Source organism: Pseudomonas sp. D1-36, from assembly GCF_051132205.1.
Taxonomy (GTDB): Bacteria; Pseudomonadota; Gammaproteobacteria; order Pseudomonadales; family Pseudomonadaceae; genus Aquipseudomonas.
The window spans coordinates 3,404,023-3,430,759 of sequence record NZ_CP071674.1; the positions used below are offsets into that span (position 1 = coordinate 3,404,023).

Below are 26,737 nucleotides of genomic sequence, written 5' to 3' on the forward strand. Positions count from 1 at the left end.
TTGCCAACCCATCAGACGCCGCCATGACACCACCACTCCTCCACCTCGAAGACGAACTGACCCGCCTCACCCTGGCCCCACACCTGGGCGCCAGCCTCGTTGAATGGACCTTGCGCAGCACCGGCGCTCCCCTCCTACGCCCACCCGCGCCACAAGCGCTGGAAAATGGCCTGCCAGGCAAGCTCGGCTGCTTCCCGTTGATCCCGTGGTCGAACCGAATCGCCCATGGCGGTTTCGATTGCCCCGGCGGCTGGCTCGCCCTGGAAGCCAACAGCCCCAACGATCCATTTCCGATCCATGGCAGTGCCTGGCAGCAGCCTTGGCAAGTCGCCGAACAGAGTGCCGGGGAAGTTTTGTTGCAACTCGACTGCCAAACCCCGTTTGCCTATTGCGCCAGCTTGCGGATCCGCCTCAGTGGCGGCCAATTGCAGATGGCGCTGCACGTCACCCACATGGCCGAACAGGCCGCCTGGCACGGGTTGGGTTTGCATCCGTATTTCCCGCGCACAGCCGATACACGCCTGCAAACCCGCGCCAGCGAAGTCTGGATGTGCGACGCCACGAAACTGCCAACGGAACTGAAGGATGTTCCCTCGGAGTGGGATTTCCAACACGCACGGTTACTGCCGGATACCCTCGTCGACAACGGCTTCGGTGGTTGGGATGGCCAGTGCCTGATCCAGCAACCAGACCTGGGTTATGAACTGGAATGCCGCGCCAGCGGCAGCGATTACTTCCTGCTGTACTGCCCCGTGGGGCTGGATTTTTTCTGCATCGAACCGGTAAGTCACCCGGTCAATGCCCATCACCTGCCAGGACGGCCGGGGCTGCGTTTGCTGGAGCAAGGGCAATCGGTGGCGTTGGGGTTTTCGATGCAGTGCCGAGAGTTGTAAGGCGCGCCAATCCCCGTGGCGAGGGAGCTTGCTCCCGCTCGGCTGCGAAGCAGACGCCCTGGCTCAAGACCGTATGGGCCTGCTGCGCCCGAGACGTCGGACCGGTCCAGCGGGAGCAAGCTCCCTCGCCACAAAAGCCCCCTGACCAGATCGCTACGCCCGCACCAGCATGAACACCGCCACCCCCAGGCAAACCCCGGCAAACCCCACCTGCAACGCCCGCGCCGGCACCTTCGCGCAGAACCGTCGCCCCAGGATCATCCCGACGATACTCGCCCCAATGAACGCCGCCCCAACCCGGTCGATGCTCACACCGGCATGAAACGCGCCGACCACGCCAATCAACGAAACCAGGCTGATGACCATCAAGGATGTGGCGACGATACCGCGCATCTGCACGTCGGTAAGTTGCTTGAATGCCGGCACGATCAAGAAACCGCCGCCCACGCCCAGCAAACCTGAGACCATTCCCGTGACCGCGCCCAATGCCGACAGCGTGGCGGTGCAGCGCGGTGTCCAGGCCAGCCGCCCGGTCTGGCGATCGAGCATGCAATTCTTTTGGCCCCAGCTGGCCGCGCCGTGATCGCTGGGGCCCGGCTGCGAGGTTTCCCGGCGCAGCATGCGCGCCGCCACCAGCACCATCAGTAGGCTGAACAGGACCATCAGGATTTTTTCCGAAAGCTGGTGGGCGAAGTAAATGCCCACTGGCGAGAACACAGCGCCCAGCAAGGCGATTAACAGCGCCGCGCGGTAACGCACCAGGCCATGGCGCAAGCCATCGATGGCGCCCACCGCCGCCGCGCTGCCCACCGCGAACAGTGCCACCGGCGCGGCCTGGGTCATGCTCCAGCCCAGGCCCAACACCAGGGCCGGGACGGCCAGGATACCTCCGCCCGCCCCCGTCAGGCCAAGAACCAGGCCCATCACCACACCGAAAAAACTTGCCAGTAACATAGGGGTCTCTCAAGCCGCGCACGTCTGTTGTCAGGCGTGATCGCATTTGCAGGACGCGGTGGCCCTCACTTAAGCTGCGGACCATATGTCGTAAATCTTGCGCATTGCAACCGCTTCTTCTTGCACAGGTCCGCTGCCATGCCCGCGCAGATCCAAAGCTTCCTCGATCCCGCTTCAAAGACCTACACCTATGTGGTTTACGAACACGACGGCGGGCAATGCGCGGTGGTCGACCCGGTGCTCGACTACGATCCGGCATCGGGCCGCAGCGGTACCGCACAGGCTGATCGAGTGATCGCTTATGTGCGCGAACATCAATTGACGGTGCAATGGCTGTTGGAAACCCATGCCCATGCTGATCACCTGTCCGCCGCGCCTTATCTGCGCCGGGAACTGGGCGGCAAGATTGCCATCGGCGAATCCATCGGCCAGGTGCAGGACGTGTTCAAGGCCCTGTTCAACTTGGAACCACACTTCGCCGTCGACGGTTCGCAGTTCGACCACCTGTTCGCGGCCGACGAGTCCTTCCTGATCGGCAATCTCAAGGCCACCGCCCTGCACGTGCCTGGCCACACCCCGGCGGACATGGCCTACCTGATCGATGGCGACGTGATCCTGGTGGGCGACACGCTGTTCATGCCCGACGTGGGCACCGCCCGTTGCGACTTCCCGGGCGGCAATGCCCGTCAGCTTTACGCCTCGATCCGCAAGCTGTTGGCCTTCCCGGCGGGCGTGCGGCTGTATGTGTGTCATGACTATCCACCGGAGGAACGCGAGCCCCAGTGGGTAAGTACCGTGGGTGAACAACGCCAGCACAATATTCATGTCCGCGATGGGATTGATGAAGCCGCGTTCGTGGCCATGCGTACCCAGCGCGACAAGACATTAGGCATGCCGACGTTGCTGTTGCCGGCGATCCAGGTGAATGTGCGAGCCGGCCACCTGCCGCCGGCCGAGGGCAATGGCGTGACCTACCTGAAGATTCCGATCAACCAGCTCTAAGGTCGCCACCTATCCAATGTGGGAGCGAGCCTGCTCGCGATAGCGGTGGGTCTGCTTACATCAGAGCTGAATATGCCGACGCCATCGCGAGCAGGCTCGCTCCCACAGGGTTCAGCGGTGATCGCAGAACTCGACCAACAGTACAATCCGATGTGGGAGCGAGCTTGCTCGCGATGGCGGTGGGTCAGGCAACAATGAGCCGTCAGAAACCCACAACTCCCCTGTAGGAGCTGCCGAAGACTGCGATCCTTTGATTTTCAGGTACCCAAGGTCAACCCATTGGCCGGCAACGGCAACGCAGTCTTGTAGCGCACCTGCTTGAGCGCAAAGCTCGAGCGGATGTTCGCCACGCCCGGGACCTTGGTCAAAAAGTCCATCATGAACCGCTCCAGCGACTGAATGGTCGGCACCAACACACGGATCAGGTAATCAGGATCGCCGGCCATCAGGTAGCACTCCATGACCTCCGGCCGGTCGGAGATCGCTTCCTCGAAGTGCTGCAACGCCTCTTCCACCTGCTTCTCCAGGCTGACATGGATAAACACGTTGACGTGCAACCCCAGCAAGTCGGCGTCCAGCAGCGTGACCTGCTCGCGGATCACCCCCAGCTCTTCCATGGCTCGGACGCGGTTGAAGCATGGCGTCGGTGACAGATTGACCGAGCGAGCGAGATCGGCGTTGGTGATCCGGGCGTTGTCCTGAAGGCTGTTCAGAATGCCGATATCGGTGCGATCCAATTTGCGCATGAGGCAAAATTTCCTGTTTTTTATCGTTGTGCAGATTTTTTATCTGCAAATGATCTGAACAGCAAGGCAACAGAGAAAAATATTCTTCTTCGTCGAGCCTATGATTGTTGTAGGACAATTTCCCACCTACCCAGGGAAATTCGTCAGCTAGCGCGCCCACTACAAGAAATTCACAAGATCGAGCGTAGAAAGCCATGAACCCAGCGTACGAACCGCTACGCCTGCACGTCCCAGAACCCTCGGGCCGTCCCGGCTGCAAGACCGACTTTTCCTATCTGCATCTGTCCGATGCCGGCACGGTGCGCAAACCTCCCATCGACGTCGAACCCGCCGACACCGCTGACCTGGCCCGCAGCCTGATCCGCGTGCTCGATGACCAGGGCAATGCCTTGGGCGAGTGGGCCGCGGACATCCCCGTCGAGATCCTGCGCAAGGGCATGCGGGCCATGCTCAAGACGCGCATCTACGACAACCGCATGGTCGTCGCCCAGCGTCAGAAAAAAATGTCGTTCTACATGCAAAGCCTTGGCGAAGAAGCCATCGGCAGCGCCCAGGCCTTGGCATTGAACATTGACGACATGTGCTTCCCCACCTACCGCCAGCAAAGCATCCTGATGGCCCGGGAAGTGCCGCTGGTGGACCTGATCTGCCAACTGCTGTCCAACGAGCGCGACCCGCTCAAAGGCCGGCAATTGCCGATCATGTATTCGGTCAAGGACGCCGGCTTCTTCACCATTTCCGGTAACCTCGCCACGCAATTCATCCAGGGCGTGGGCTGGGGCATGGCTTCGGCGATCAAGGGCGATACCAAGATCGCCTCGGCCTGGATCGGTGACGGCGCCACCGCCGAATCGGACTTCCACACCGCCCTGACCTTCGCCCACGTCTACCGCGCCCCGGTGATTCTCAACGTGGTCAACAACCAGTGGGCGATTTCCACCTTCCAGGCCATTGCCGGCGGTGAAGCCACCACCTTCGCCGGGCGCGGCGTCGGCTGCGGCATCGCCTCCCTTCGCGTCGATGGCAACGATTTCATGGCGGTCTACGCCGCTTCGCGCTGGGCCGCCGAACGCGCCCGCCGCAACCTCGGCCCGGCGCTGATCGAATGGGTCACCTACCGCGCCGGCCCGCACTCCACTTCCGACGATCCTTCCAAATACCGCCCCGCCGATGACTGGAGCCATTTCCCGCTGGGCGATCCGATCGCCCGCCTCAAGCAGCACATGGTGAAGATCGGCCAGTGGTCCGAAGAAGAGCACGCGGCGGTCACCGCCGAACTCGAAGCCGAGGTGATCGCCGCGCAGAAAGAAGCCGAGCAGTACGGCACCCTCGCCGGCGGGCAGATTCCAAGCGCCGCGACCATGTTCGAAGACGTCTACAAAGAGATGCCGGAGCACTTGAAGCGCCAGCGTCAGCAGTTGGGGATCTGACATGAACGATCACAACAACAATATTGCGTTGGACACCGCCATGACCACTACCACCATGACCATGATCCAGGCTCTGCGCTCGGCCATGGACGTGATGCTTGAGCGCGACGATAACGTCGTGGTGTTCGGCCAGGACGTGGGCTATTTCGGTGGCGTGTTCCGCTGCACCGAAGGCCTGCAGAACAAGTACGGCACTTCACGGGTGTTCGACGCACCGATTTCCGAAAGCGGCATCGTCGGCGTGGCGGTGGGCATGGGCGCCTACGGGCTGCGGCCGGTGGCCGAGATCCAGTTCGCCGACTACGTCTACCCGGCGTCGGACCAGATCATTTCCGAAGCGGCGCGCCTGCGCTATCGCTCGGCCGGCGAGTTCACCGCGCCGATGACCCTGCGCATGCCCTGCGGCGGCGGGATCTATGGCGGCCAGACCCACAGCCAGAGCATCGAGGCGATGTTCACCCAGGTCTGTGGCCTGCGCACCGTCATGCCGTCCAACCCCTACGACGCCAAGGGTCTGCTGATCGCCTCCATCGAGAACGATGACCCGGTGATCTTCCTCGAACCCAAGCGCCTGTATAACGGCCCGTTCGACGGCCACCATGACCGCCCTGTAACGCCATGGTCCAAGCATCCGCAGGCGCAAGTGCCGGACGGTTACTACACCGTGCCACTGGACGTCGCCGCCATCACCCGTCCGGGCAAGGACGTCACGGTGCTCACCTACGGCACCACGGTCTATGTCTCCCAAGTGGCGGCCGAAGAGACCGGCATCGACGCGGAAGTCATCGACCTGCGCAGCCTCTGGCCGCTGGACCTGGACACCATTGTCAAATCGGTGAAGAAAACCGGCCGTTGCGTGGTTGTCCACGAAGCCACCCGCACCTGCGGTTTCGGCGCCGAGCTGGTCTCGCTGGTGCAGGAACACTGCTTCCACCACCTGGAAGCGCCCATCGAGCGTGTCACCGGTTGGGACACCCCCTACCCGCATGCGCAGGAGTGGGCGTATTTCCCTGGGCCGTCCCGTGTGGGCGCGGCGTTGAAACGGGTCATGGAGGTCTGAATGGGCACGCACGTTATCAAGATGCCGGACATCGGCGAAGGCATCGCGGAAGTTGAGTTGTCGGTGTGGCACGTCAAGGTGGGCGACATGGTCGTCGAGGACCAGGTACTGGCCGACGTCATGACCGACAAAGCGATGGTGGATATCCCCTCGCCAGTGCATGGCCGGGTCATCGCCCTGGGTGGCGAGCCGGGTGAAGTCATGGCGGTGGGCAGCGAGCTGATCCGCATTGAAGTGGAAGGTGCGGGCAACCTGAAGGAGTCCTCGCAACCGGCTCCGGCTCCGGTTGCGGCTGCTGCTGCGCAAGCACCGAAGCCAGCGCCAGTGGCAACGCCTGAACCGGTGATGGCAAAAACCGCCGCACCCCGCTGCATCCCGCAAGCCCCCGTGGCACGTGACCCCGACGAGCGTCCACTGGCCTCGCCGGCCGTGCGCAAGCACGCATTGGACCTCGGTATCCAGCTGCGCCTGGTCCAGGGCAGCGGCCCTGCCGGGCGTATTTTGCATGAAGACCTGGAAGCCTATCTGGCCCAGGGGCCGTCGACCCAGGCCAAGGGCGGTTCGGGTTACGCCGAACGCCATGACGAGCAGCAGATCCCGGTGATCGGCATGCGCCGCAAGATTGCCCAGCGCATGCAGGAAGCAACTCAACGCGCCGCCCATTTCAGCTACGTCGAGGAAATCGACGTCACCGCGCTGGAAGAGCTGCGGGTTCACCTGAACGAAAAACACGGCGCCAGTCGCGGCAAGCTGACCTTGCTCCCCTTCCTCGTTCGCGCGTTGGTCGTGGCCCTGCGAGACTTCCCGCAGATGAACGCCCGTTATGACGACGAAGCCCAGGTCATCCATCGCTGCGGCGCAGTGCATGTCGGCGTTGCGACCCAGAGCGATGTCGGCCTGATGGTGCCCGTGGTGCGTCACGCCGAAGCCCGCAGCCTGTGGGACAGCGCGGCGGAGATCTCGCGCCTGGCCACGGCCGCCCGCAATGGCAAGGCCGGTCGCGATGAGCTGTCCGGCTCGACCATCACCCTGACCAGCCTCGGCGCGCTCGGCGGCATCGTCAGCACACCGGTGCTGAACCTGCCGGAAGTGGCGATCGTCGGCGTGAACAAGATCGTCGAGCGGCCTGTGGTGATCAAGGGGCAGATCGTGGTCCGCAAGATGATGAACCTCTCCAGTTCCTTCGATCACCGGGTGGTCGACGGCATGGACGCGGCGCAATTCATCCAGGCCCTGCGCGGCTTGCTCGAACAACCTGCCACCCTGTTTGTGGAGTAGGCGATGCAGACTTTGAACACCAAGCTATTGATCATCGGCGGCGGTCCCGGCGGCTACGTGGCGGCGATTCGCGCCGGCCAGCTGGGCATTGAAACGATCCTGGTGGAAGGCCAGGCGTTGGGCGGTACCTGCCTGAACATCGGCTGTATCCCGTCCAAGGCATTGATCCATGTGGCCGAGCAGTTTCACCAGACTCACCACCACAGCCAGGGCTCGGCCTTGGGTATCACAGTGTCGGCGCCAACCCTTGACATCGGCAAGAGCGTGGAATGGAAGGACGGCATTGTCGACCGCCTGACCACTGGTGTCGCCGCGTTGCTGAAGAAGAACAAGGTCCAGGTCATCCACGGCTGGGCCAGGGTCATCGACGGCAAGACCGTTGAGGTCGGCGACACGCGCATCCAGTGCGAGCACCTGCTGCTGGCTACCGGCTCGAAAAGCGTAGAACTGCCCATGCTGCCGATTGGAGGGCCGATCATCTCGTCCACTGAAGCCCTCGCCCCCACCTCGGTGCCCAAGCACCTGGTAGTGGTCGGCGGTGGTTATATCGGCCTGGAGCTGGGCATCGCCTATCGCAAGCTCGGCGCGCAAGTCAGCGTGGTCGAGGCCCAGGAGCGGATCCTGCCGGCCTACGACGGCGAACTGACCCAACCGGTACACGAGGCGCTCAAGCAGCTGGGCGTGAAGCTGTACCTCAAGCACAGCGTCGAAGGTTTCGATGCCCAGGGCAGCACTTTGCAGGTGCGTGATCCCAACGGCGACACGTTAAACCTGGACACTGACCGGGTGCTGGTGGCGGTTGGACGCAAACCCAACACCCAAGGCTGGAACCTTGAAGCCCTGGACCTGGCGATGAACGGCTCGGCGGTGAAGATCGACAACCATTGCCAGACCAGCATGCGCAACGTCTGGGCCATCGGCGACCTGAGCGGCGAACCGATGCTCGCCCACCGGGCCATGGCTCAGGGCGAGATGGTCGCCGAGCTGATCGCCGGTGAGCATCGCGAGTTCAACCCGACCGCCATCGCGGCGGTGTGCTTCACCGATCCGGAAGTGGTCGTAGTAGGCAAGACGCCGGACGAGGCCAAGGCTGCCGGGCTCGATTGCATCGTGTCGAGCTTCCCCTTTGCCGCCAACGGCCGGGCGATGACCTTGGAATCGAAAAGCGGTTTCGTGCGCGTCGTGGCGCGCCGGGACAATCACTTGATCGTCGGCTGGCAAGCGGTTGGCGTGGGGGTGTCGGAGCTGTCCACCGCGTTCGGCCAGTCCCTGGAAATGGGCGCGCGCCTGGAAGATATCGCCGGCACTATCCACGCCCATCCGACGCTGGGCGAAGCGGTGCAGGAAGCGGCGTTGCGGGCGTTGGGGCATGCGTTGCATTGTTAAAGGCAGTTATCCCGTGGCGAGGGAGCTTGCTCCCGCTGGGCCGCGAAGCGGCCCTGAATCTGGCGACGGGTTTATTCAGTCACACCGCGTCTAACGGGTTACGACTGCTTCGCAGCCGAGCGGGAGCAAGCTCCCTCGCCACGGGGGAGTCGGCTGGAAATATCTCCTGCTCCTCATCGAGCAAGCTGCGAAACACCCCCGGAATGAAGTATTGTTGTCCCCATTCAAAAACGTCAGAAGCTTGAACCGTTTCGACGGTTGTCAGGAAATAGAGGGTGTCATGGGTAACGAGAGCATCAATTGGGACAAACTGGGCTTTGACTACATCAAGACCGACAAGCGCTACCTGTCGCATTGGCGCGATGGCGCCTGGGACGCGGGCACCCTGACCGACGACAACGTGCTGCACATCAGCGAGGGCTCCACCGCCCTGCACTACGGTCAGCAATGCTTCGAAGGCTTGAAGGCCTATCGCTGCAAGGACGGTTCGATCAACCTGTTCCGTCCGGACCAGAACGCCGCCCGCATGCAGCGCAGCTGCGCCCGCCTGCTGATGCCGCATGTCGACACCGAGCAGTTCGTAGAAGCCTGCAAGCAAGTGGTCCGCGCCAACGAGCGCTTCATCCCGCCGTACGGCACTGGCGGCGCGCTGTACCTGCGCCCGTTCGTGATCGGCGTGGGTGACAACATCGGCGTGCGCACCGCGCCCGAGTTCATCTTCTCGATCTTCTGCATCCCGGTCGGCGCCTACTTCAAGGGCGGCCTGACCCCGCACAACTTCCTGATCTCCAGCTTCGACCGTGCCGCCCCACAGGGCACCGGCGCGGCCAAGGTCGGTGGCAACTACGCCGCGAGCCTGATGCCCGGTTCCCAGGCCAAGAAGGCCAGCTTCGCCGACTGCATCTATCTGGATCCGCTGACCCATTCGAAAATCGAAGAAGTCGGCTCGGCCAACTTTTTTGGCATTACCCACGACAACAAATTCATCACCCCCAACTCCCCTTCGGTCCTGCCGGGCATCACCCGCCTGTCGCTGATCGAACTGGCGAAATCGCGCCTGGGCCTGGAAGTGATCGAAGGCGACGTGTTCATCGACAAGCTGTCGGATTTCAAGGAAGCCGGCGCCTGCGGTACCGCTGCGGTGATCACGCCGATTGGCGGCATCAGCTACAAGGACAAGCTGCACGTGTTCCACAGCGAAACCGAAGTCGGCCCGATCACTCAGAAGCTCTACAAAGAGCTGACCGGCGTGCAGACCGGCGACGTGGAAGCGCCCGCGGGTTGGATCATCAAGGTTTGATCCAAGCCCCTCTGGGCAGCTGAATTTTTTCAGTAAAAAAGCCCACCTCTGTCATAGCAAGGGTGGGCTTTTATGCATCTGCGTTCAGTTACTCTTGCCGCAATACCGGCGATCGCCCCCAACGCTGGCGAAACCAACCGTAACCGCTTACCAGCAAGATCCCACTCAAAACCAGCGCAGCGCCAACGATAAAATTCGGCTCCAGCGGCTCATCCAGCAACCAGACGCCAAACCCGATGCCGAACAGAGGCGTCATGAACGACAGCACCCCCAATTGCGACGCCAGATACCGGCGTAGCAGGGAAAACCAGATCAGGAAGCTGGCGAAGGACACCAGCAACACCTGGAACGCCATGCTCGCAATAAGAGATGGCGTGGGGTTGATTGTCGTTTGCCCCAGCGCTGCCGACATGCCGATCAGCAGCACCCCGGCGCCCACCAACTGGTACAGCAGCGTCTGGCTGGCCGGCAGGTCCGTCAGCCGCGAACAGCGTACCGTCACGGTGGTCGCGCCCCACAGCGCGCCGGCCAGCAAGCCCATGCCATCGCCGAGCAATGAACTGCCGTTCGCCGCGCCCGAACCGCCGCTGAAGGCCACCACAATGCCGCCGAAGGCAACGGCGATACCTAGCCACTGCGCCGGTTTGAGACGCTCGCTTGGCAACTTCCAGTGCAAACCGAGGGCGGCGAACATCGGTGCGGTGTAGAGGAAAATCACCATGTGCGAAGCCGTCGTGTGGCGCAGGCCCTCACCCACCATCACGAACTCCAGGGCGAACAACAACCCCACCAGCAGGCCCGGGCGCCAACTGCCGTCGGTCAGGGACAGGCGTTCACCGCGCGCCAGCACCAACAGCCAGACCAGTACCGCGGCGATGGCCGAGCGCACCCCCAGTTGCAACATCGGCGCCATGTCGGCGGCGCCGGCCTTGATCGCGACTTGCTGGAAACCCCAGATGGCACAGAGGCCGGTCATCAGGGCGATGACCTGGCCATCCAGGGCACGGCGGGTGTTCATGGAAAAGGTCCTCGGGCAGAAAAGAGATGAAAGGATTGTCGGCCTGACAGCTTTGCTGGATATAGTGATTACCCGACAAGCCATCCCGGTAATCCGCCATTGCGGTCGATATGCAGCCACCAGCCCAACACCTGAAGATTCCTCCGTTCGACGCGGCGCTACCCTCGGCGATTTTCTTCCGCAGCGCCTGCATGCCGGCCCACGCCACGTATCCCCGGCACCGGCATGCCTGGGGAGAGTTCGTCTATTCCTACAGTGGCGTGATGGAAATCGAAATCGCCCAGCACCATTACCTGGCGCCCCCGCAATACGGCATCTGGCTGCCGCCGGACATGGAACATGTGGGATTCAATCGGCATGAAGCCTGCCATTGCTCGTTGTACCTGGCGGCCGAGCTGTGCGGTGCGCTGCCAGCCGTCCCCTGCGCGCTGACCCTGAGCCCGCTGATCCGCGCGTTGCTGGAAGAACTGCGCAGCGACCCGCCGAGCCAGCCACAGACGCCCGAACAGCAGCGCTTGTTGCAAGTGCTGGTGGACAAGCTGACGCAGGCGCCCCACGTCGGCAGTTACCTGCCCTCCTCGGATGATCCGCTGCTGGGTCCGGTGTTGCGGGCCTTGGAAGCCAATCCCAGTGACCCGCGCTCCTTGCCGCAACTGGCTCGCGCCGCCAACACCACCGAGCGCACACTGATGCGCCGGGCCCAGCGGGACCTGGGCATGTCCTTGGTGGAATGGCGCCAGCGCCTGAAAGTCATCGAGGCCCTGGCCCTGCTCGAACGTGGTCAGAGCGTGGAAACCATTGGCCTGGACCTGGGCTACAGCAGCGCCTCGGCGTTCATCAGCATGTTCCGCAAAATGACGGGCACCACGCCGGATGAATATCGGCGCCGCCATATGACTGCATGAATGAGCGGCCGCCATCGCGAGCAGGCTCGCTCCCACAGGAAATCTCGGGTGGTCTTGAGTGTTGTGCTCAGCGCAAAACCACTGTGGGAGCGAGCCTGCTCGCGATGGCGGTGGGTCAGCTTGCACAAGGATTGAATGCGCCGCCGTCATCGCGGGCGAGCCCGCTCCCACAGTTGATCTCGGGTGGTCTTGAGTGTTGTGTTCAGCGCAAATCCACTGTGGGAGCGAGCCTGCTCGCGATGGCGGTGGGTCAGCTTGCAAAAGGATTGAATGAGACGCCGCCATCGCGAGCAGGCTCGCTCCCACAGGAAATCTCGGGTGGTCTTGAGTGTTGAGTTCAACGCAAGTCCACTGTGGGAGCGAGCCTGCTCGCGATGGCGCCAGTCGATATGGCATCGAATTCCGCATCGATCCCAAACCGCCCTGCCATTTCCTTGCGACCGCTGGCCGTCAACCCCAGCGCCCGGCTGTCCAGGTCCTGGACCAGCCATTTGCGCTTGATCGCCAGTTGCAGCAACGCCGCCCCCAAGGCGCCGCCCAGGTGCGGCCGGCGCATGCTCCAGTCCAGGCATGGGCAGGCGAAGCGGCGCCGTTGGGCCGTCAATGCCTGCACATCGATACCCAAACCTTCGAACAGCGCCTCACCCGTTTCACTCAGCCGATACCCTTGGCCGTCCACCTCGACCAGCCATCCGGCTTCGAGCAAGCGGTCATGCAGCCGCACCGCTAGGGTGCCCGCCATATGGTCGTAGCAGGTGCGAGCATACTGCAGGCGATCCGGCGTACGTGGGGTGAAGGTCGGCGCGGCGTCCCGGCCAATCACCATCAACGCCTCGAGGGCAGTGGCCACGCGTTTGTCGGCGAGGCTGTAATAACGATGACGGCCCTGCACATGCAAGCGCACCAGCGCCGATTCCTTGAGCTTCGCCAGGTGGGCGCTGGCGGTGGACGCACTGACGTCAGCGATGCTTGCCAGCTCCGTGCTGGTCCGAGCGTGGCCGTCCATCAAGGCGCAGAGCATTCGGGTGCGGGCCGGTTCGGCAATGGCCGAGGCCACCTGGGACACGCCCACATCGTGTTGCTCTGCGTTCATATTTCGCTCCCGGACGAATCAAGCCATGCGTCGACTGGAGATAGTAGCAGCACTCTCCCCTGCACGAACGAGGCAACCATCATGGACCCGATCACCGCCGCGACACACGCCGATCCCTACCCATATTATTCGACCCTTCGCGCCAACGGCGGGCTGGACTTCGACCCACACTTGAATATCTGGGTCGCTAGCAGCGCCGAAGCGGTGTGCGCGGTCTTGCATCATCCCGACTGCCACGTGCGCCCCGCCCACGAGCCGGTGCCGAAGGCGATTGCCGAGGGGCCTGCCGGCCGAGTGTTCGGGCGCCTGATGCGGATGAACGAAGGTGAACGACAACGCTGCCCGAGGGCGGCCATCGCGCCGAGGTTGCAGGACATCGATCCCCGCCAGGTCGAGGCGCTGGTGAAGGCGCGCTTGCTCAGGCATGGCGCCGAAGGCGTGCGCCAGGCGCAGTTCAGCGGCCCGGTCAGCGTGGTGGCGCAATTGCTGGGTTTCAATCCGACGGACAGTCACCTGATCAGCGAGCTGACGGGTGATTTCGTCGCCTGCCTGTCGCCCCTGAGCCAAGCTCCACAACTGGAGGCCGCCCACCGGGCCAGCGAGCAACTGGCAAGGCTTTTCCAGGAGCGGATCATCGCGCGAGACAGTCAGTTATTGAACGGCATCTGCCAGGGCTTCGAAGACGCCGACCCAGACAGCCGGACCGCCAACCTGATCGGCTTGCTTTCGCAAACCCATGAGGCCACCGCAGGCCTGATCGGTAACGCATTGTTGGCGTTGATCCGTGATCCCGCGCTACATCAAGTGCTCCGGGACGACTCTACGCTGATCAACTCATTGTTGGCCGAAGTCCAACGTTTCGACCCAGCCGTGCAGAACACCCGACGCTTCATCGCCGCGCCCTGCGAAATCCTTGGCGCTGCGCTGTCCCAGGGAGACGCAGTCCTGGTGCTGCTAGCCGCGGCCAACCGCGACCCGCAGCTCAACCCGGAGCCGGATACCCTGCTGTTGGATCGCCCGAATCGGCGCAGTTTCAGCTTCGGCAGCGGCCGCCACGAATGTCCAGGCCAGGCCCTGGCGATGGACATCGCCCGCGCATCCCTGGAGGCAATCCTGGAACGCACGCCGTGCCTGGATCAACTGGCCTGGCACTACCGCCCCTCGACCAACGGACGGATCCCGCTGTTCAGCGACCGGTCATGAACGAAGGCGTCTCAATCGTCCCGCGTCAGGACTTCCAGCAACTCGATTTCAAAGCTGAGATTGGCGTTGGGCTTGATGTGGGCGCCCACGGACCGTTCACCGTAGGCCAGGTGCGCCGGTACCCAGAGTTTGCGCTTGCCGCCGACCTTCATGCCCATCAATCCGATATCCCAGCCCTTGATGACCCGGCCAGTGCCGATCACGCATTGGAAGGGTTTGCCGCGACTGTGGGATGAATCGAACTCTGTACCGTCTTCGAGGGTGCCGCGATATTGGGTGGTAATCAGCGCGCCTTTGACTACGCTTTTGCCGTCGCCCTCTTTTAAGTCGATGATTTGCAACTCGTCATTCATGGCGTTATTCCCGTGTGATCCAGGCGCGGGGTTTTCGCAGATATCTGCGCGACAGGCAACCTTTTGCGGCAAAGGGAACCGCAACGGCCACTTCGGTTCACATGGGTATCGACCCTGCATTTCAGATAAGGATTTTCTGATGATCGACTCACGCCCGCTCCACGGCTTCATTCCGCCTTACATCCTCAACCGCATTATCGCCCATGGCTCCGAGCAGCAGCGTTCCAGCGCCCTCGGCACCCTGACTCATGTCAAGAACCTGCGCCACAACCCAGGCCCTCCCAGCAACCCACCCGCGTCCGCCAAGCTGCCCAAGCCCGGCAAGGCCGGCCAACCAACGCGCAGCATCCACGATGCCCAGAACGGTATGGAGCTGCCGGGCCAACCGATGCGCCTGGAGGGGCAATCGCCCAGTGGCGACCCTGCGGTTGACGAAGCGTACGACGCCCTCGGCGCGACCTATGACTTTTTCTGGAGGGTGCTGGAGCGTGACTCCATCGATAACAAGGGGTTTGCCCTGGTCGGCAGCGTGCATTACGGCCAGGACTACGAAAACGCCTTTTGGAACGGCGCGCAGATGGTGTTCGGCGACGGCGATGGCGAGATCTTCCAGCGCTTCACCCGCTCCCTCGACGTCGTGGCGCACGAGTTGGCCCACGGCGTCACCGAAAGCGAAGCGGGCTTGATCTATGCCAACCAGTCCGGCGCATTGAACGAATCGATTTCCGATGTGTTCGGGGTACTGGTCAAGCAATTCGTATTGGGCCAGACCGCCGAGCAGGCCGACTGGTTGATCGGCGCGGACCTGCTCACCGACAGGATCAACGGTGATGGTTTGCGCAGCATGTCCAACCCCGGCACCGCTTACGATGACCCGCTGCTGGGCAAGGATCCCCAGCCGGCGCACATGCGCGAGTTCGTCATCACCCGCGAGGACAACGGCGGCGTGCACATCAACTCCGGCATTCCCAACCGGGCCTTTTATCTGGTGGCGACCGCGCTGGGCGGATTCGCCTGGGAAAAGGCCGGGAAAATCTGGTATGACACCTTGTGCGACAGGCAACTGGCCAACGACGCGTCCTTTAGCGCGTTTGCTCGCCTGACCATTGAGCACGCCCGCCAGCGTTTCGGCGAACGGGAAGTCAAAGCCGTCCAGGACGGCTGGGCACAGGTGGGTGTCGACCTGAACGAGGAGAACGGATGAAAACCCTGCCAGACCTTGATGACAAAGCGGTCGTAAAGCTGTCGCGCCAGGGCGGCGTGGCAGCCATCCATGCCCTGACCCGGCCCCGGGAAATCGAGTTCGCCCAATGCGACATCGACCAACGCACGCGCATCTGCTCGGTGCTGGAGGGGTGCCTGCCGCTCACCTCTTCCACCCCTGGCCGGGGCGACCAGCGTTATTTCCAGATCGAGGTGCGTTACCGGGCCAACGACCAGGACGACGAAATGGTGCTGCAAGTGCCCGAGGACCGGGCACCTGGCGAGTTGGTTCATCTGTGGGATAAAGGCGAAGTGCTTTAGCGTGTCGCCGGGACGATCTTGACGATTGCGCCGGACACGGTTTCGATCAGCAGGTACTTGTCGTCGATATGCACCCATTGCTGCTCTTCTGTCGGCTGCTCGAGCTTTTTCTGCTTCCAGTCTTTCATGGCCCTGTCCGAGCGCTGGTAGTCCGCCGGGACCCGGTCGTTTTCCACCAGCCGGCGGCCATTGCTTGGCGAATGCTCCAGGGCGTCTCCGGTTTTCTCGACGGCTTGCGCGACAGGCCCAAAGGCTCCGAGGCCGGCGATCAAGACGAGGCTGGCGATGAGGGTGGGTTTGCGCATAGAAGAACTCCAATTAATTCAAGGTACTGAATCTGGGACTTCGGCGACGGCGAATCATTCCTTTTACTGTTGCTTCTGAAGGCCCCATTCCCATGTGCCGGCTATGGCATAGTGGCGAGCCTTGGCCCAACACCCGCCGGACGGACCCAACATGAGCACCACCACCTCTTCCCCAGCCCTCAAGGAAATCTTCAACAACGCCCGCCTGGAACACATCGCCACCGAAATGCGCGCGGTGTACCCGGCGTTCGATGCCAAGGCGTTCCTGGACATGACCAACGATGGGCTGGCGCAGTTGTCGGTGATGCAGCGCATGGCGCGGGTCAGCGAGTGTCTGCATACGGTCTTGCCGCTGGATTACGAATCATCGCTGGAAGTACTGCGTGCCCTGGCGCCGCGGTTGAACAGCATGTTCGTGAGCATGTTCCTGCCGCACTACGTGGCGTCGTACGGTCGGCATGCCTTCGAGGCGTCCATGGACGCGCTCAAGTATTTCACCCGGTTCGGCTCCGCGGAATTCGCCGTGCGGCATTTCCTGCGCGATGACCTGGCGGGTACTTTAGAAGTGATGCATGAATGGGCACTGGACGCCAACGAGCACGTGCGCCGCCTCGCCAGCGAAGGCAGCCGCCCGCGCCTGCCCTGGTCATTCCATCTGGAGCCGATCCAGGCCAACCCGGAACTCGCCGCCGCCATCCTCGATGCGCTCAAGGCCGACGACAGCCTGTACGTGCGCAAATCCGTCGCCAACCACCTGAACGATGTGACCAAGCAGCATCCCGACTGGGTCCTTGACCGCATCGAAGGCTGGCCGCTCCAGGAGCGCCACACCGCCTGGATCGCCCGGCATGCCCTGCGCAGCTTGATCAAGCAAGGTAACCCCCGGGCGCTGGCGGTCATCGGAGCGGGAGGTAAGGCGCAGGTCGAGGTCTCGGATCTGCAAGTGCTGCCGGCGGTGATTCGCCTGGGCGAGCAGGTCACGTTGTCGTTCAAGGTGCAATCGACTTGTCCCGAGAACCAACGCTTGGTGATCGATTATGCGATCGATTACGTAAAAGCCTCGGGCGGTACGTCGGCCAAGGTGTTTAAACTCAGGACCTTCGACCTGCCCGCCCTGGCGTGCGCCAACCTCAGCCGCTCCCAGCACATCCGCGAGCTGACCACGCGCCGACACTATGAGGGCCGGCATGCGGTACATGTGCTGATCAATGGCGAGCGGCTGGGCAGCACCGCGTTCGACATCGTCCCCTGAGCAATCGCCTCAGGCGATCGCCACGCGCGGGAATTGGCGGATGTTCTTGAGGAAATGCTCGGCCGGTTGCGGATGCCCCAGCAGATAACCTTGCAGTGAATCGCAGCCCAACTGCGTCAGGAAGTCCTGTTGTACATCGGTCTCCACCCCTTCGGCGACGATCCGCAGCCCCAGGGCCTGGCCGAGGGCGACGATGGCCGAGACGATGGCCGCGTCATCGCTGTCGTGCTCCAGGTCGCGCACGAAACCGCGATCGATCTTCAACTCGTTGGCCGGCAGGCGCTTGAGGTACATCAGGCTCGAATAGCCGGTGCCGAAGTCGTCGATGGACAGGTCCACGCCCATGTCCGACAGCTGTTGCAGCACCGTCATGCTCGCGTCCGCGTCGCTCATGGCAGTGGTCTCGGTGATTTCCAGCGTCAGGCTGTTGGCCGGCAAATGATGAGTTTCCAGCGCCTTGGCCACGCTCTGCACCAGGCCCGCATGGCAGAACTGCAAGGCCGAGAGATTCACCGCGATGCGCCAGTCGGTGTAGCCCAGCACGTACCATTCGCGCATCTGCCGGCAGGCTTCGTTGAGCACCCATTCGCCGATCGGAATGATCAACCCGGTCTTCTCCGCCAGGTCGATGAAGGTGTCGGGCATCAGCAGGCCCTGGGTTGGATGAGTCCAGCGCAGCAGCGCTTCGGCACCTACCGGACGGCCCTTCGCGGCGTCGAACTTGGGCTGGTAATGCAGGCTGAACTGCCGCTGCTCGACGGCGATGCGCAAGTCTTGCAGCAGTTGCAATTGCTTGCGGGCGTTGCTGTTCATCGAGGCGTCGAAGAAGCTGTAGCCGTTCTTGCCGGCGCCCTTGGCGTGATACATCGCCGCGTCCGCGTTCATCAACAGTTCATCGGCGCTCTGGCCGTTGCCCGGATAAAGCGAGATGCCGACACTGGCGGAGATCTGCAGGTCATGGTCGGCGACCCGGAACGTGCCGCCGATCAATGCAACCTGCCGAGCGGCCAGGCGCAGGGCGTCGTCCGGCTCGGCCAGTTGCACCAGCAGGACGAACTCGTCGCCACCGATCCGTGCGAGGGTGTCCTGGTTGCGCAGATCCTCGCGCAGGCGCAGGGCCACGTCCCGCAGCAACAGGTCGCCCATGTGATGGCCAAACGCGTCGTTCACCGGTTTGAAGCCATCCAGGTCAATGAACATCAAGGCGAAACACCCGCCCTGTTCCTGCACGCGGTGCATGGCTTGGCCAATGCGATCGGCCAGCAAAACACGGTTGGGCAGTCCGGTCAGGGGGTCGTGCAAGGCCAGTTGAGTCAGCTCCCGGTTGGCCTGGGTCAGCGACCTGGCCAACTCCGCCGTACGCGCTTCAAGGCGCGCGTCGAGGATGGAAGTCAGCAAGGTAATCGCCAGGATTGCCAGGGTGGTAATCAGCACCACATTGTCCAGCCCCTTGCCGCTCAAGCCATCCAGGGCCCCGCAGAAACTGCCTTCGCGGAACTGCGCCGCGGCCATGCCGGTGTAGTGCATGCCGACAATGGCGACGCCCATCACCACGGCGGCGCCGGCACGAGCCAGGCGTACGTGAGGCGTATTCTGGCGAAGATGAAAGGCGATCCATAACGCCGCCGCACACGCTACGACGGCAATCAACAACGAAGCCCCGAACAGCGTCGGGTCGTAATCGATGCCCGGTTGCATCCGCAACGCGGCCATGCCGGTGTAATGCATGGCACTGATGCCGGTACCCATCACCAACGCGCCGAACGCCAAATGCCAGGCGCGCAGTTGTGGCTGGCTGACCAACCACAGCGCAAAGCCGCTGGAAAGGACGGCAATCAGCAAAGACAGCGCAGTGATCGCCAAATCGTAGCCGAGCTCTACCGGCAAGGTGAAAGCGAGCATGCCGATGAAATGCATGGACCAGATGCCCACCCCCATCGCCAACGCACCACCGGCCATCCAGAAGTGAACGGCGCGCCCCTGAGCGGTGGCGATACGCCCGGCCAGATCCAGCGCGGTGTAGGACGCCAGGATTGCAACAAACAGGGAAAACGAAACGAGAGCGGGTGAATAGCTGCCGATGAGCATGGGTTTTTTCTCGTGACCTTAAGGCCGTACTGCTTCCATGCCCGGTTGAAAGTTGGCGATTCTACACAGTCGCTACAGAAGTGCATCAAAAAGCCATCATACAAAAAATATTTGCGACGAAAGACACTGGGCTCCCCTGTAGCGGCCCTTATCCGCAGGGCGTCGTCCACCGGCCCATGTGGAATCAAGCTTGCTCGCGATGCGGTGCCCGGCACAAACAACCACCTGAGCCGGAACCGATTCGGCTAAGCTCTTCAGTTCCCCCCAGGAGCAGCCGGCATGACCCTAGCGGATACCAAAGCCACAACCACCGCTTTACTCGTGATTGACATCCAGAACGACTTCATCCCTGGCGGCCAACTGGCCGTGCCGGGTGGCGACGAAATCGTGCCGCTGGTCAACCGACTCGGCCGTTCGTTCCTGAACGTCGTCTGCGCCCAGGACTGGCACCCCGCCGGGCACGCCTCGTTCGCCTCCAGCCATGAAGACAAGCAACCCTTCGACCTCATCCAGCTCCCCTACGGCGAACAAAAGCTCTGGCCCGATCACTGTGTCCAGGATACCCCGGGCGCCGCGCTGCACCCTGACCTCGACTTGCCTCATGCCCAATTGGTCATTCGCAAGGGGTGCAACCCGGCCATCGACAGTTACTCGGCCTTCATGGAAGCCGACCGCCAGACCCCGACCGGCCTGACCGGCTACTTCAAGGAACGCGGCATCGACACGGTGTACATGGTCGGATTGGCCCTGGACTTCTGCGTGATGTACTCGGCGCTGGACGCACGAATGGCTGGCTTCAACGCGATCGTCGTTCTGGACGCTTGCCGGGGCATCGATATCGACGGTTCGATGGACGCGGCCATGCGGCGCATGCAGGAGGCCGGCGTGCGGCTGATTCAATCCAGCGACATCGCCAGCCCGGCGTTTGCCGGATGACTGTTACTACCCGTATTCCCTTGTCACAGTGAGTTCCCATGCCCCGCCTCACCCGCACTCACCCGCGCCTTTCCTGGGCCACGATCATTGGCCTGGCCGCGGGTTTGTCGATTCCCGCTGACTCGGTCATCGGCAAGATCCTGATCGGCTGGAACGTCGGGGTCTGGACTTATCTGCTGTTGATGTTCTGGCTCACGGTGCGAGCCAAGGCACCGGACGTGAAGCGCATCGCCGAAATGGAAGACGAAAACGCCGGGCTCGTGTTGTTGATGGTTTGCATCGCAGCCTTGGCCAGCCTGGCGACCATCACCTTTGAACTGGCCGGCAGCCGCGACCTGCAAACGGCCGGCAAGTGGCTGCACTATGGCGCGACCGCGTTGACCGTGATCGGCTCATGGTTGCTGATCGGAGTGATCTTCAGCGTTCACTACGCCCGGCTGTATTACACCTGGAACGGCAAGGAACCGGCGCTGCGTTTTGCCGAAGGCCTGGCCACACCCAATTACTGGGATTTCCTGTACTTCTCGTTCACCATCGGCGTGGCGGTGCAGACCTCGGACGTGGGGGTTGCCACGCGGCAGTTGCGCAAGATCGTGTTGGCGCAGTCGTTGATCGGTTTTGTGTTCAATACGGCGATATTGGGGTTTTCGATCAATATTGCGGCGGGGTTGTTTGGATGACTGTATGGGGCCACTTCGTGGCCCAGCGGGAGCAAGCTCCCTCGCCACAGAAGCCATCAGGAAGGTGTGGGGAGCAATAACTTGAACCGTGCCCCGCCTAGCGGCGAGGCCTCGACGGTCAGGGTGCCGCCCTGGGCTTGCAGGGCACGGCGGCTGATCGCCAGGCCGAGGCCGAAGCCGCCCGTGGCCCGGTCGCGACTGCGGTCCAGGCGGTAGAACGGCTCGAAGACGCGCTCGCGCTCGCTGTCGGGAATGCCGATGCCGTCGTCGTCGACCCAGATTTCACAGCCTTGCTCGCTGACCAGCACGCCGACCTGGATGCGTTTCTCGCAATAGCGCATGGCATTGCGGAGCAGGTTCTGCAAAGCGCGGGCGGTCAGGCGCGGGTCCAGTACAAAACGCTCCAGCGCCCCGTGCAGCAACACGTCGATCACCACCTCCGGCGCGGCCAGGTCTTCGTCGAGGCTGCCCAGGATACTGTCGATGAACTCGTCCAGCGGCACTTCGACCCGCTCCGGCAACCGCTCCGGATTTTGCAAGCGGCTGTAGGACAGCAGTTCCAGCACCAACTCGTCCAGTTCGCGAATGTGCGCCACCAACCCTTGCAGACGCTCGCGACTGGCCGTCGGCATCTCCTCCGACAACGCCAGAGCGAGGCCAAAATCGAGCCGGGTCAAGGGCGTGCGCAGTTCATGGGACACGGCGTTTAGCAGGTCCCTCTGCTGGTTGAGCAGATTCTCGATGTCACCGGCCATGGTGTCGAATACGTGGGCCAGGCTGCCGATGTTCGAGCGCGGCGCAATGTGCGTGCGCTCGCTCAAATGCCCCTTGCCGAAACGCTCGGCGGTGCGCTTCAGACGCTCCAGATCGCGCCAGTGCGGCCGCAACCAGAGCAGCAGGCAGCCCAGCATCGTCGCGCCGATCAGCACGTTGATGCTCCAATACAGCCAACTGACATCCGCCGGGTCGGGCGGCACGATCATCTTCACCGCCGTGCGCTCGTCCAGCGGCGCTGCCGCCAGGGTTCGCCAGCCCCAGTCACCGACGCGCACCACGTTCTCGCCACGTTTGAGACGCGCCTGTTCGGTTGCGGTGAAACCGGCGTCCTCGGTGGTCGCCAACTCGATGCGCAACGGCTCGAACTCCTTGTCCATCTGCGCCGCCAGCGCCGGCCATTGCTCGCTGGGCACGGCGCGGAACTGCTTGACCATCAACGTTTGCAGGCCACGGGAATAGTCGAGGTTGTAGGCCTGGAAACGCTCGTGGAACAGGCGGATCACCAGTTCCGGCATCAAATAGATTGCCGCGCTGTAGGAAACGATGGTGACCAGATAAAGGCGAATCAGCAGCTTCCACATCGATCAGCATTCCCACTCGGAACGGCTGAACAGATAACCCTTGCCCCACACGGTCTTGATCTTGCGCGCCTCGCCGGCGTTGTCGTCGAACTTGCGCCGCAGCTTGGAAATGGCCACATCCACCGAACGATCGGTGCCGTTGAACTCAATGCCGCGCAGCCGTTGCAGGATCTGGTCGCGGCTCAGTACTTCGCCGGAATGCCGGGCCAGCACCACCAGCAGGTTGTATTCGCCGCTGGACAGCTCGACCGCTTGGCCGCGCCAGGTCACGGTGCGTTCGGACAGGTCGATGCACAGGTTGCCCATGACGATGCGATCATTGACCGTCTGCGGCTCGGTCAGGCTACTGCGCCGCAACAACGTCCGCACTCGGGCGAGCAACACCCGTGGCTCGCAGGGTTTGGTGACATAGTCGTCGGCGCCCATCTCCAGGCCCAACACCTGGTCGTGGCTGTCGTCCCGGGCGGTGAGCATCAGGATTGGTAGAGTCGCCGAATCGGCCCGCAGCAAGCGGCAGACTTGCAAGCCGTCCAGCCCCGGCAGCATCAGATCGAGGATCACCAGGTCCGGCGGATTGACCCGCGCCCGCTCACGCACATGGTCGCCACGGTTGAGCACGCTGACGTGATAGCCGTTGCGTTCCAGGTAGCTGGCGATGAGTTCGCAGAGGGCGGCGTCGTCTTCGACGAGGAGGATGTTGGGCATGGTGTATCCAAAGGTACGAGGCGCTCAGAATCTCAAGCTGCGAAGGATATACGCCCTCATCCGCCGCTGAGCAAAACCCTTACATAATTTCACAACCATGTTCCCCACCACAAAACCCCAGCCTGGACACCTGTAATACTTGACAGTATACAAAAGTGCAGTACGGGCTCTATATAAGGAAACCAGACGCATGGCACAGCGTGCCGACTGGAGTATTCTCATTAACCTATGGAGTTCACCTATGAACAGCGCAGCCAGTAAATCTGCCTTACGTGCAACGGACGTTGACTTCACCGCCACTCTTGAGGACGGCTCCCCCTTTCGTGCCTCCGTAACCGAACTTAAAAGCTCCGTTACGCCAGGCCGCGGCGATATATGGATGGTGGTTGCCACCGAATGGGCAAACGGTCGTCCCAGAACGTTCACCATTACGTTCTCCAAAGATAGGAAAGACGCAACCAATGAACCGGTGACGGACCACGACCAACATGCAACTGTGCATTTCAATAATTATGAGGATCCGCAAAACCCGACGCTACAAAAAGCCAGGTCAGGAACGATCACTTACCATTTAAATCGCACAAGTTTAAATTTCTCAGGGTCTTTTCAAGTGAACATGGACAAAGCTGACGGCACGGGCCGCTTTCTATGCTCGGGGACATATGACACAGAGCTTAGTTAATAGAAATAGCCCCGGCGTCAAGCCGGGGCTACACATTCTACAAACTATAAAAATCTAGGTCCTGACCAACACAGGCTTACCATTTAAATTGCAGGCCTACCGTTCCCCCCACTGGCATTTCAATACCTTTACCATTCATGTACTCCACCTCCGCGTGAACTTGCCAGCGTTGCGACAAATTGATGGCCACGCCGGCCCCTAACTCGGCACGGGATCCAGAAAGATCATTATTGAATACGTTGTTGTTGACCTTGACTTCGTTATTCTTGGCAAATTCGTGCACCAACGCCGCACGAACGTAGGGTTGCACCATCGCTCCGTTGCGTAGCTGGATATCGCGCCCAGCTGTCATACCTGCCTTGCCGAGCAATGAGTAAGTAGTGTCGCCCTCAGCACGCAGGCCGTTGTTCAGTCGATAATCCTTGCCACCTATCGCCACCGCAGACCAGTGGGTAAAGGGCTCGATAAAATAGCCATCGTCAAGCTTGATATTGCGTCCAATCTCTACCGAACCGCCCAAGCCGGTGTTGTCGTAATCACCCTTGACCCGCTTGCCATCGCTCATACCAACCTTGGCATCGTTCTGGAAGCGGTTGAGCTTGAGAACGCTGTCCACGTAATAACCACTGGCCTCATCCATCCACGTCAGGTAAGTACCTAAGTAGTAGCTTTTGATCGTACCGGAAGTTCCACGATGCAAATCAAGGTCTGAAGTACTGTGACCCGCCATTACCCCCACCAGCCACTGCCCATCTCCCATTGGCAAAGGCGCATCGGCGCCGAGCGAGAAACCTTGCTGGGCCTGCCGGTATCCAGCCCCATAGCTATCCGACACGTTGTATTTATTGCCATACGCCCGCATCCAGGCACCGGACTTCTGTGGATTGAAGCGCAATTCCCCCATGCGACTGCGCAACGAGGTCAGCTCGCCATACCACACCGTCGGTGCGGTATTGAACAGTGCCATGACTGCCCGAGTGGAAGGGCTGACCCCACGAGCCGTAGGATCCAGGAACCAATCGTTACCGGAGGCACTTTGCTTCAATCCATAAGTAAATGCGCCCAGATCGACTTCACCACCGGCATTCGCCAGGGTAAAGGTCGCGTCCCCACTGGCAGTATTTACGACCTGGACCGGTTGGCCACTGGCGGGGTCGATGCCGCTACTGGCGATCATAAGCTGATGGTTGCCGGTGGCGGACCCGGTGACATTGAGTACATCGGTCTGGTTTGTCGCAAAATCGGTGCCGATCATGAACAGACCGTTACCGGACAGGTTTTCTACATTCAGTTGATAAAAAGCATTATCGGCACCGAATCTCACCGTACCGCCGTTTAAAGACAAATCGCCGACCTGACTGTTGCCCGTCATGGTCCAACTCGATTGAGCATCAATACCGACCGTCGCAACATTAGTCATGACGCCGGTCAATTGCGAGCCTTGCTGCAACGCTACTGTCGCCGTGCTGCCCGTGTCGGCTGTTATATCACCGACCAACGAGCCTTGAATAAAAGTCAGCGCCGCGACACTGTTGTCGGCAACTTGAACATTACCCGTCAGGTCGCTCAGTCCTACATTCATGGCTGCGTCAGCGGCGCCCTTTACTTCCAGGATCGTTCCGTTGCTCCCGGTCAGCGTCGAACCGTTGAGCACGTCAATCCGTGTGACCGGTGCCGAGCTACCCGCGTAATCCACAACAATGGCAGAACCGTTCTTCCCCTCGATGCTCGAACGATCAAGCTCTAGGCGATTGCCAACCGATACACCGCTTTCGAGCCCCAACGTGACGCCATTCTGACCGCCGATAATGCGTGTTCCGTTGCTTGCAAACGCCGAGGCGCCCAGCAGCGAAAGACCAAAACTCGTTGCTCCTGTGCCCTCAATGGTCGATTTCGAAAAAGTCAGGGTGCTATAGGCCGACGCACGAGCGCCACCTGTGGTGCCGGTAATGGTACTGTCGGTTGCCGTTACCGTTGAACCGGTTGTCGAAGTGACGGCACGCGCGGCTGATAATCCCAATCTATCCCCGGTGATGGTACTGCCATTGATCGTCGCGGTACTGTTGTCAAGTCGCAACGCAGAGGGCGCATTCCCACCAGCGACGGTAGTGTCAGATAAGTTGATGGTAGAACCATTACTTCCTGTAATCCTTCCAGTGGTAGCTCCGCTGGCATTCAACGTAGATTCAGAGGCCGAAATATCGAGCGTGTCTGCGCCATTGACGTTCAACGTTGACGTCTGCGCAAGCGTCCAGGCTTCCACCGGAGAACCGTTTGTGAGTGTCTGCTCCTGGCCGACTAACGTCCCGGCAAGCGACGGCTCAGCCAGGAACAATAAACATAATAATAACGAACTACCCACCTGGCCTGACATTCCAAGTGATCCTCTGTCGAATTTAACCAATTGCATATCGCTACCCGCGTTTCGTCATTTCGAATAAAAATGACAAGGCTAATTTTTATGAGCATCCCCTCTCACAGACGGCCGATAATCTACACCTCAGTTTCGCAATTTTATGTAGGATAAATCCCAATAAACAGCAGGAGTTTTCTTTGCACTCTGTTATAGCGACGACGTCGGGGGAC

General features: G+C 61.6%; 25 protein-coding genes. 15 read left to right on the forward strand and 10 right to left on the reverse strand.

The window, feature by feature from the left end; translation table 11 throughout:
* Window positions 1–23: 23 nt before the first annotated feature.
* Window positions 24–893, forward strand: a complete 870-nt coding sequence (locus tag J3P76_RS15065) for an aldose 1-epimerase (protein WP_434700919.1) — start codon at window positions 24–26, stop codon at window positions 891–893.
* 153 nt (window positions 894–1,046) lie between these two features.
* On the opposite strand, the gene J3P76_RS15070 is transcribed toward J3P76_RS15065, so the two are convergent.
* Window positions 1,047–1,847: a sulfite exporter TauE/SafE family protein gene (locus J3P76_RS15070; RefSeq protein ID WP_434650717.1), complete on the reverse strand. Its 801-nt coding sequence runs from the start codon at window positions 1,845–1,847 to the stop codon at window positions 1,047–1,049.
* A gap of 138 nt (window positions 1,848–1,985) precedes the next feature.
* On the opposite strand from J3P76_RS15070, the gene J3P76_RS15075 reads away from it, so the two are divergent.
* Window positions 1,986–2,849: an MBL fold metallo-hydrolase gene (locus J3P76_RS15075; protein WP_434700921.1), complete on the forward strand. Its 864-nt coding sequence runs from the start codon at window positions 1,986–1,988 to the stop codon at window positions 2,847–2,849.
* Window positions 2,850–3,106: 257 nt separating this feature from the next.
* Here J3P76_RS15075 and bkdR read toward each other — a convergent pair whose 3' ends face one another.
* Window positions 3,107–3,595 (reverse strand): Bkd operon transcriptional regulator BkdR, encoded by a 489-nt coding sequence (gene bkdR / locus J3P76_RS15080; RefSeq protein ID WP_420764468.1) that lies wholly within the window; start codon window positions 3,593–3,595, stop codon window positions 3,107–3,109.
* Window positions 3,596–3,789: 194 nt separating this feature from the next.
* Here bkdR and J3P76_RS15085 point away from each other — a divergent pair, with 194 nt between their 5' ends.
* From J3P76_RS15085 to J3P76_RS15105, 5 genes are all read left to right on the forward strand, one after another.
* On the forward strand, window positions 3,790–5,025 hold the full coding sequence (locus tag J3P76_RS15085; protein ID WP_434610886.1) for a 3-methyl-2-oxobutanoate dehydrogenase (2-methylpropanoyl-transferring) subunit alpha: 1,236 nt from the start codon (window positions 3,790–3,792) through the stop codon (window positions 5,023–5,025).
* 1 nt (window position 5,026) lies between these two features.
* Window positions 5,027–6,085: an alpha-ketoacid dehydrogenase subunit beta gene (locus J3P76_RS15090; protein WP_305500321.1), complete on the forward strand. Its 1,059-nt coding sequence runs from the start codon at window positions 5,027–5,029 to the stop codon at window positions 6,083–6,085.
* Window positions 6,086–7,363, forward strand: a complete 1,278-nt coding sequence (locus J3P76_RS15095; protein ID WP_434650711.1) for a dihydrolipoamide acetyltransferase family protein — start codon at window positions 6,086–6,088, stop codon at window positions 7,361–7,363.
* Between the two features lie 3 nt (window positions 7,364–7,366).
* Window positions 7,367–8,749, forward strand: a complete 1,383-nt coding sequence (lpdA, locus tag J3P76_RS15100; protein WP_434610882.1) for a dihydrolipoyl dehydrogenase — start codon at window positions 7,367–7,369, stop codon at window positions 8,747–8,749.
* Window positions 8,750–9,029: 280 nt separating this feature from the next.
* Window positions 9,030–10,049 carry a branched-chain amino acid aminotransferase gene (locus J3P76_RS15105; RefSeq protein ID WP_434700923.1) on the forward strand — a complete coding sequence of 340 codons (1,020 nt, stop codon included), beginning with the start codon at window positions 9,030–9,032 and terminating at the stop codon, window positions 10,047–10,049.
* An 88-nt stretch (window positions 10,050–10,137) separates the two neighbouring features.
* Here J3P76_RS15105 and J3P76_RS15110 read toward each other — a convergent pair whose 3' ends face one another.
* Window positions 10,138–11,067 carry a DMT family transporter gene (locus J3P76_RS15110; protein WP_434700925.1) on the reverse strand — a complete coding sequence of 310 codons (930 nt, stop codon included), beginning with the start codon at window positions 11,065–11,067 and terminating at the stop codon, window positions 10,138–10,140.
* Between the two features lie 110 nt (window positions 11,068–11,177).
* Between J3P76_RS15110 and J3P76_RS15115 the strand changes: the two genes are divergently transcribed.
* Window positions 11,178–11,972, forward strand: coding sequence for a helix-turn-helix domain-containing protein (locus tag J3P76_RS15115; RefSeq protein WP_434675010.1), 795 nt, complete (start codon window positions 11,178–11,180; stop codon window positions 11,970–11,972).
* A 337-nt stretch (window positions 11,973–12,309) separates the two neighbouring features.
* Here J3P76_RS15115 and J3P76_RS15120 read toward each other — a convergent pair whose 3' ends face one another.
* Window positions 12,310–13,065 carry an ArsR/SmtB family transcription factor gene (locus J3P76_RS15120; protein WP_434610875.1) on the reverse strand — a complete coding sequence of 252 codons (756 nt, stop codon included), beginning with the start codon at window positions 13,063–13,065 and terminating at the stop codon, window positions 12,310–12,312.
* Between the two features lie 81 nt (window positions 13,066–13,146).
* Here J3P76_RS15120 and J3P76_RS15125 point away from each other — a divergent pair, with 81 nt between their 5' ends.
* Entirely contained in the window at window positions 13,147–14,268 is a 1,122-nt protein-coding gene (locus tag J3P76_RS15125; RefSeq protein ID WP_434610873.1) for a cytochrome P450, read from the forward strand.
* An 11-nt stretch (window positions 14,269–14,279) separates the two neighbouring features.
* Here the strand turns inward: J3P76_RS15125 and J3P76_RS15130 are convergent, their stop codons facing one another.
* Window positions 14,280–14,621 (reverse strand): FKBP-type peptidyl-prolyl cis-trans isomerase, encoded by a 342-nt coding sequence (locus J3P76_RS15130; RefSeq protein WP_434610870.1) that lies wholly within the window; start codon window positions 14,619–14,621, stop codon window positions 14,280–14,282.
* Between the two features lie 139 nt (window positions 14,622–14,760).
* Between J3P76_RS15130 and J3P76_RS15135 the strand changes: the two genes are divergently transcribed.
* Together J3P76_RS15135 and J3P76_RS15140 are read left to right on the forward strand one after the other, a co-directional pair.
* Window positions 14,761–15,825: a M4 family metallopeptidase gene (locus tag J3P76_RS15135; protein ID WP_434700926.1), complete on the forward strand. Its 1,065-nt coding sequence runs from the start codon at window positions 14,761–14,763 to the stop codon at window positions 15,823–15,825.
* Window positions 15,822–16,145, forward strand: coding sequence for a protealysin inhibitor emfourin (locus J3P76_RS15140; RefSeq protein ID WP_420764479.1), 324 nt, complete (start codon window positions 15,822–15,824; stop codon window positions 16,143–16,145). The genes J3P76_RS15135 and J3P76_RS15140 overlap by 4 nt, the downstream gene beginning before the upstream one ends.
* Here J3P76_RS15140 and J3P76_RS15145 read toward each other — a convergent pair.
* On the reverse strand, window positions 16,142–16,450 hold the full coding sequence (locus tag J3P76_RS15145) for an RcnB family protein (protein ID WP_434563525.1): 309 nt from the start codon (window positions 16,448–16,450) through the stop codon (window positions 16,142–16,144). The two genes, J3P76_RS15140 and J3P76_RS15145, sit on opposite strands and share 4 nt — an antisense overlap.
* A 151-nt stretch (window positions 16,451–16,601) precedes the next feature.
* Here J3P76_RS15145 and J3P76_RS15150 point away from each other — a divergent pair, with 151 nt between their 5' ends.
* Entirely contained in the window at window positions 16,602–17,702 is a 1,101-nt protein-coding gene (locus J3P76_RS15150) for a DNA alkylation repair protein (RefSeq protein ID WP_434563523.1), read from the forward strand.
* Between the two features lie 9 nt (window positions 17,703–17,711).
* Here J3P76_RS15150 and J3P76_RS15155 read toward each other — a convergent pair whose 3' ends face one another.
* A complete protein-coding gene (locus J3P76_RS15155; protein ID WP_434563521.1) occupies window positions 17,712–19,790 on the reverse strand; it encodes a putative bifunctional diguanylate cyclase/phosphodiesterase in 2,079 nt (692 codons plus the stop codon).
* A 279-nt stretch (window positions 19,791–20,069) separates the two neighbouring features.
* On the opposite strand from J3P76_RS15155, the gene pncA reads away from it, so the two are divergent.
* The gene (pncA, locus tag J3P76_RS15160; protein WP_434563519.1) at window positions 20,070–20,726 is read left to right on the forward strand and encodes a bifunctional nicotinamidase/pyrazinamidase; all 657 of its coding nucleotides are present in this window, start codon (window positions 20,070–20,072) and stop codon (window positions 20,724–20,726) included.
* A 38-nt stretch (window positions 20,727–20,764) separates the two neighbouring features.
* Window positions 20,765–21,406, forward strand: a complete 642-nt coding sequence (locus J3P76_RS15165) for a DUF1345 domain-containing protein (RefSeq protein ID WP_434610862.1) — start codon at window positions 20,765–20,767, stop codon at window positions 21,404–21,406.
* A gap of 56 nt (window positions 21,407–21,462) precedes the next feature.
* On the opposite strand, the gene J3P76_RS15170 is transcribed toward J3P76_RS15165, so the two are convergent.
* Window positions 21,463–22,764 (reverse strand): ATP-binding protein, encoded by a 1,302-nt coding sequence (locus tag J3P76_RS15170; RefSeq protein WP_434700927.1) that lies wholly within the window; start codon window positions 22,762–22,764, stop codon window positions 21,463–21,465.
* 3 nt (window positions 22,765–22,767) lie between these two features.
* Complete coding sequence (locus J3P76_RS15175; protein WP_434580680.1) at window positions 22,768–23,469, reverse strand: response regulator; 702 nt, start codon at window positions 23,467–23,469, stop codon at window positions 22,768–22,770.
* A gap of 241 nt (window positions 23,470–23,710) precedes the next feature.
* Between J3P76_RS15175 and J3P76_RS15180 the strand changes: the two genes are divergently transcribed.
* Window positions 23,711–24,151, forward strand: a complete 441-nt coding sequence (locus tag J3P76_RS15180; RefSeq protein ID WP_434700928.1) for a hypothetical protein — start codon at window positions 23,711–23,713, stop codon at window positions 24,149–24,151.
* 76 nt (window positions 24,152–24,227) lie between these two features.
* On the opposite strand, the gene J3P76_RS15185 is transcribed toward J3P76_RS15180, so the two are convergent.
* The gene (locus J3P76_RS15185) at window positions 24,228–26,525 is read right to left on the reverse strand and encodes an autotransporter outer membrane beta-barrel domain-containing protein (protein ID WP_434700929.1); all 2,298 of its coding nucleotides are present in this window, start codon (window positions 26,523–26,525) and stop codon (window positions 24,228–24,230) included.
* Between the last annotated feature and the right edge of the window lie 212 nt (window positions 26,526–26,737).

Coding starts and splice junctions, on each gene's coding strand:
- J3P76_RS15125 (WP_434610873.1), top strand. CDS start 13,147: ATGGACCCGATCACCGCCGCGACACACGCCGATCCCTACCCATATTAT.
- lpdA (WP_434610882.1), top strand. CDS start 7,367: ATGCAGACTTTGAACACCAAGCTATTGATCATCGGCGGCGGTCCCGGC.
- pncA (WP_434563519.1), top strand. CDS start 20,070: ATGACCCTAGCGGATACCAAAGCCACAACCACCGCTTTACTCGTGATT.
- J3P76_RS15120 (WP_434610875.1), bottom strand. CDS start 13,065: ATGAACGCAGAGCAACACGATGTGGGCGTGTCCCAGGTGGCCTCGGCC.
- J3P76_RS15140 (WP_420764479.1), top strand. CDS start 15,822: ATGAAAACCCTGCCAGACCTTGATGACAAAGCGGTCGTAAAGCTGTCG.
- J3P76_RS15065 (WP_434700919.1), top strand. CDS start 24: ATGACACCACCACTCCTCCACCTCGAAGACGAACTGACCCGCCTCACC.
- J3P76_RS15075 (WP_434700921.1), top strand. CDS start 1,986: ATGCCCGCGCAGATCCAAAGCTTCCTCGATCCCGCTTCAAAGACCTAC.
- J3P76_RS15180 (WP_434700928.1), top strand. CDS start 23,711: ATGAACAGCGCAGCCAGTAAATCTGCCTTACGTGCAACGGACGTTGAC.
- bkdR (WP_420764468.1), bottom strand. CDS start 3,595: ATGCGCAAATTGGATCGCACCGATATCGGCATTCTGAACAGCCTTCAG.
- J3P76_RS15070 (WP_434650717.1), bottom strand. CDS start 1,847: ATGTTACTGGCAAGTTTTTTCGGTGTGGTGATGGGCCTGGTTCTTGGC.
- J3P76_RS15155 (WP_434563521.1), bottom strand. CDS start 19,790: ATGCTCATCGGCAGCTATTCACCCGCTCTCGTTTCGTTTTCCCTGTTT.
- J3P76_RS15165 (WP_434610862.1), top strand. CDS start 20,765: ATGCCCCGCCTCACCCGCACTCACCCGCGCCTTTCCTGGGCCACGATC.
- J3P76_RS15130 (WP_434610870.1), bottom strand. CDS start 14,621: ATGAATGACGAGTTGCAAATCATCGACTTAAAAGAGGGCGACGGCAAA.
- J3P76_RS15090 (WP_305500321.1), top strand. CDS start 5,027: ATGAACGATCACAACAACAATATTGCGTTGGACACCGCCATGACCACT.
- J3P76_RS15085 (WP_434610886.1), top strand. CDS start 3,790: ATGAACCCAGCGTACGAACCGCTACGCCTGCACGTCCCAGAACCCTCG.
- J3P76_RS15105 (WP_434700923.1), top strand. CDS start 9,030: ATGGGTAACGAGAGCATCAATTGGGACAAACTGGGCTTTGACTACATC.
- J3P76_RS15150 (WP_434563523.1), top strand. CDS start 16,602: ATGAGCACCACCACCTCTTCCCCAGCCCTCAAGGAAATCTTCAACAAC.
- J3P76_RS15110 (WP_434700925.1), bottom strand. CDS start 11,067: ATGAACACCCGCCGTGCCCTGGATGGCCAGGTCATCGCCCTGATGACC.
- J3P76_RS15175 (WP_434580680.1), bottom strand. CDS start 23,469: ATGCCCAACATCCTCCTCGTCGAAGACGACGCCGCCCTCTGCGAACTC.
- J3P76_RS15135 (WP_434700926.1), top strand. CDS start 14,761: ATGATCGACTCACGCCCGCTCCACGGCTTCATTCCGCCTTACATCCTC.
- J3P76_RS15115 (WP_434675010.1), top strand. CDS start 11,178: ATGCAGCCACCAGCCCAACACCTGAAGATTCCTCCGTTCGACGCGGCG.
- J3P76_RS15185 (WP_434700929.1), bottom strand. CDS start 26,525: ATGTCAGGCCAGGTGGGTAGTTCGTTATTATTATGTTTATTGTTCCTG.
- J3P76_RS15095 (WP_434650711.1), top strand. CDS start 6,086: ATGGGCACGCACGTTATCAAGATGCCGGACATCGGCGAAGGCATCGCG.
- J3P76_RS15170 (WP_434700927.1), bottom strand. CDS start 22,764: ATGTGGAAGCTGCTGATTCGCCTTTATCTGGTCACCATCGTTTCCTAC.
- J3P76_RS15145 (WP_434563525.1), bottom strand. CDS start 16,450: ATGCGCAAACCCACCCTCATCGCCAGCCTCGTCTTGATCGCCGGCCTC.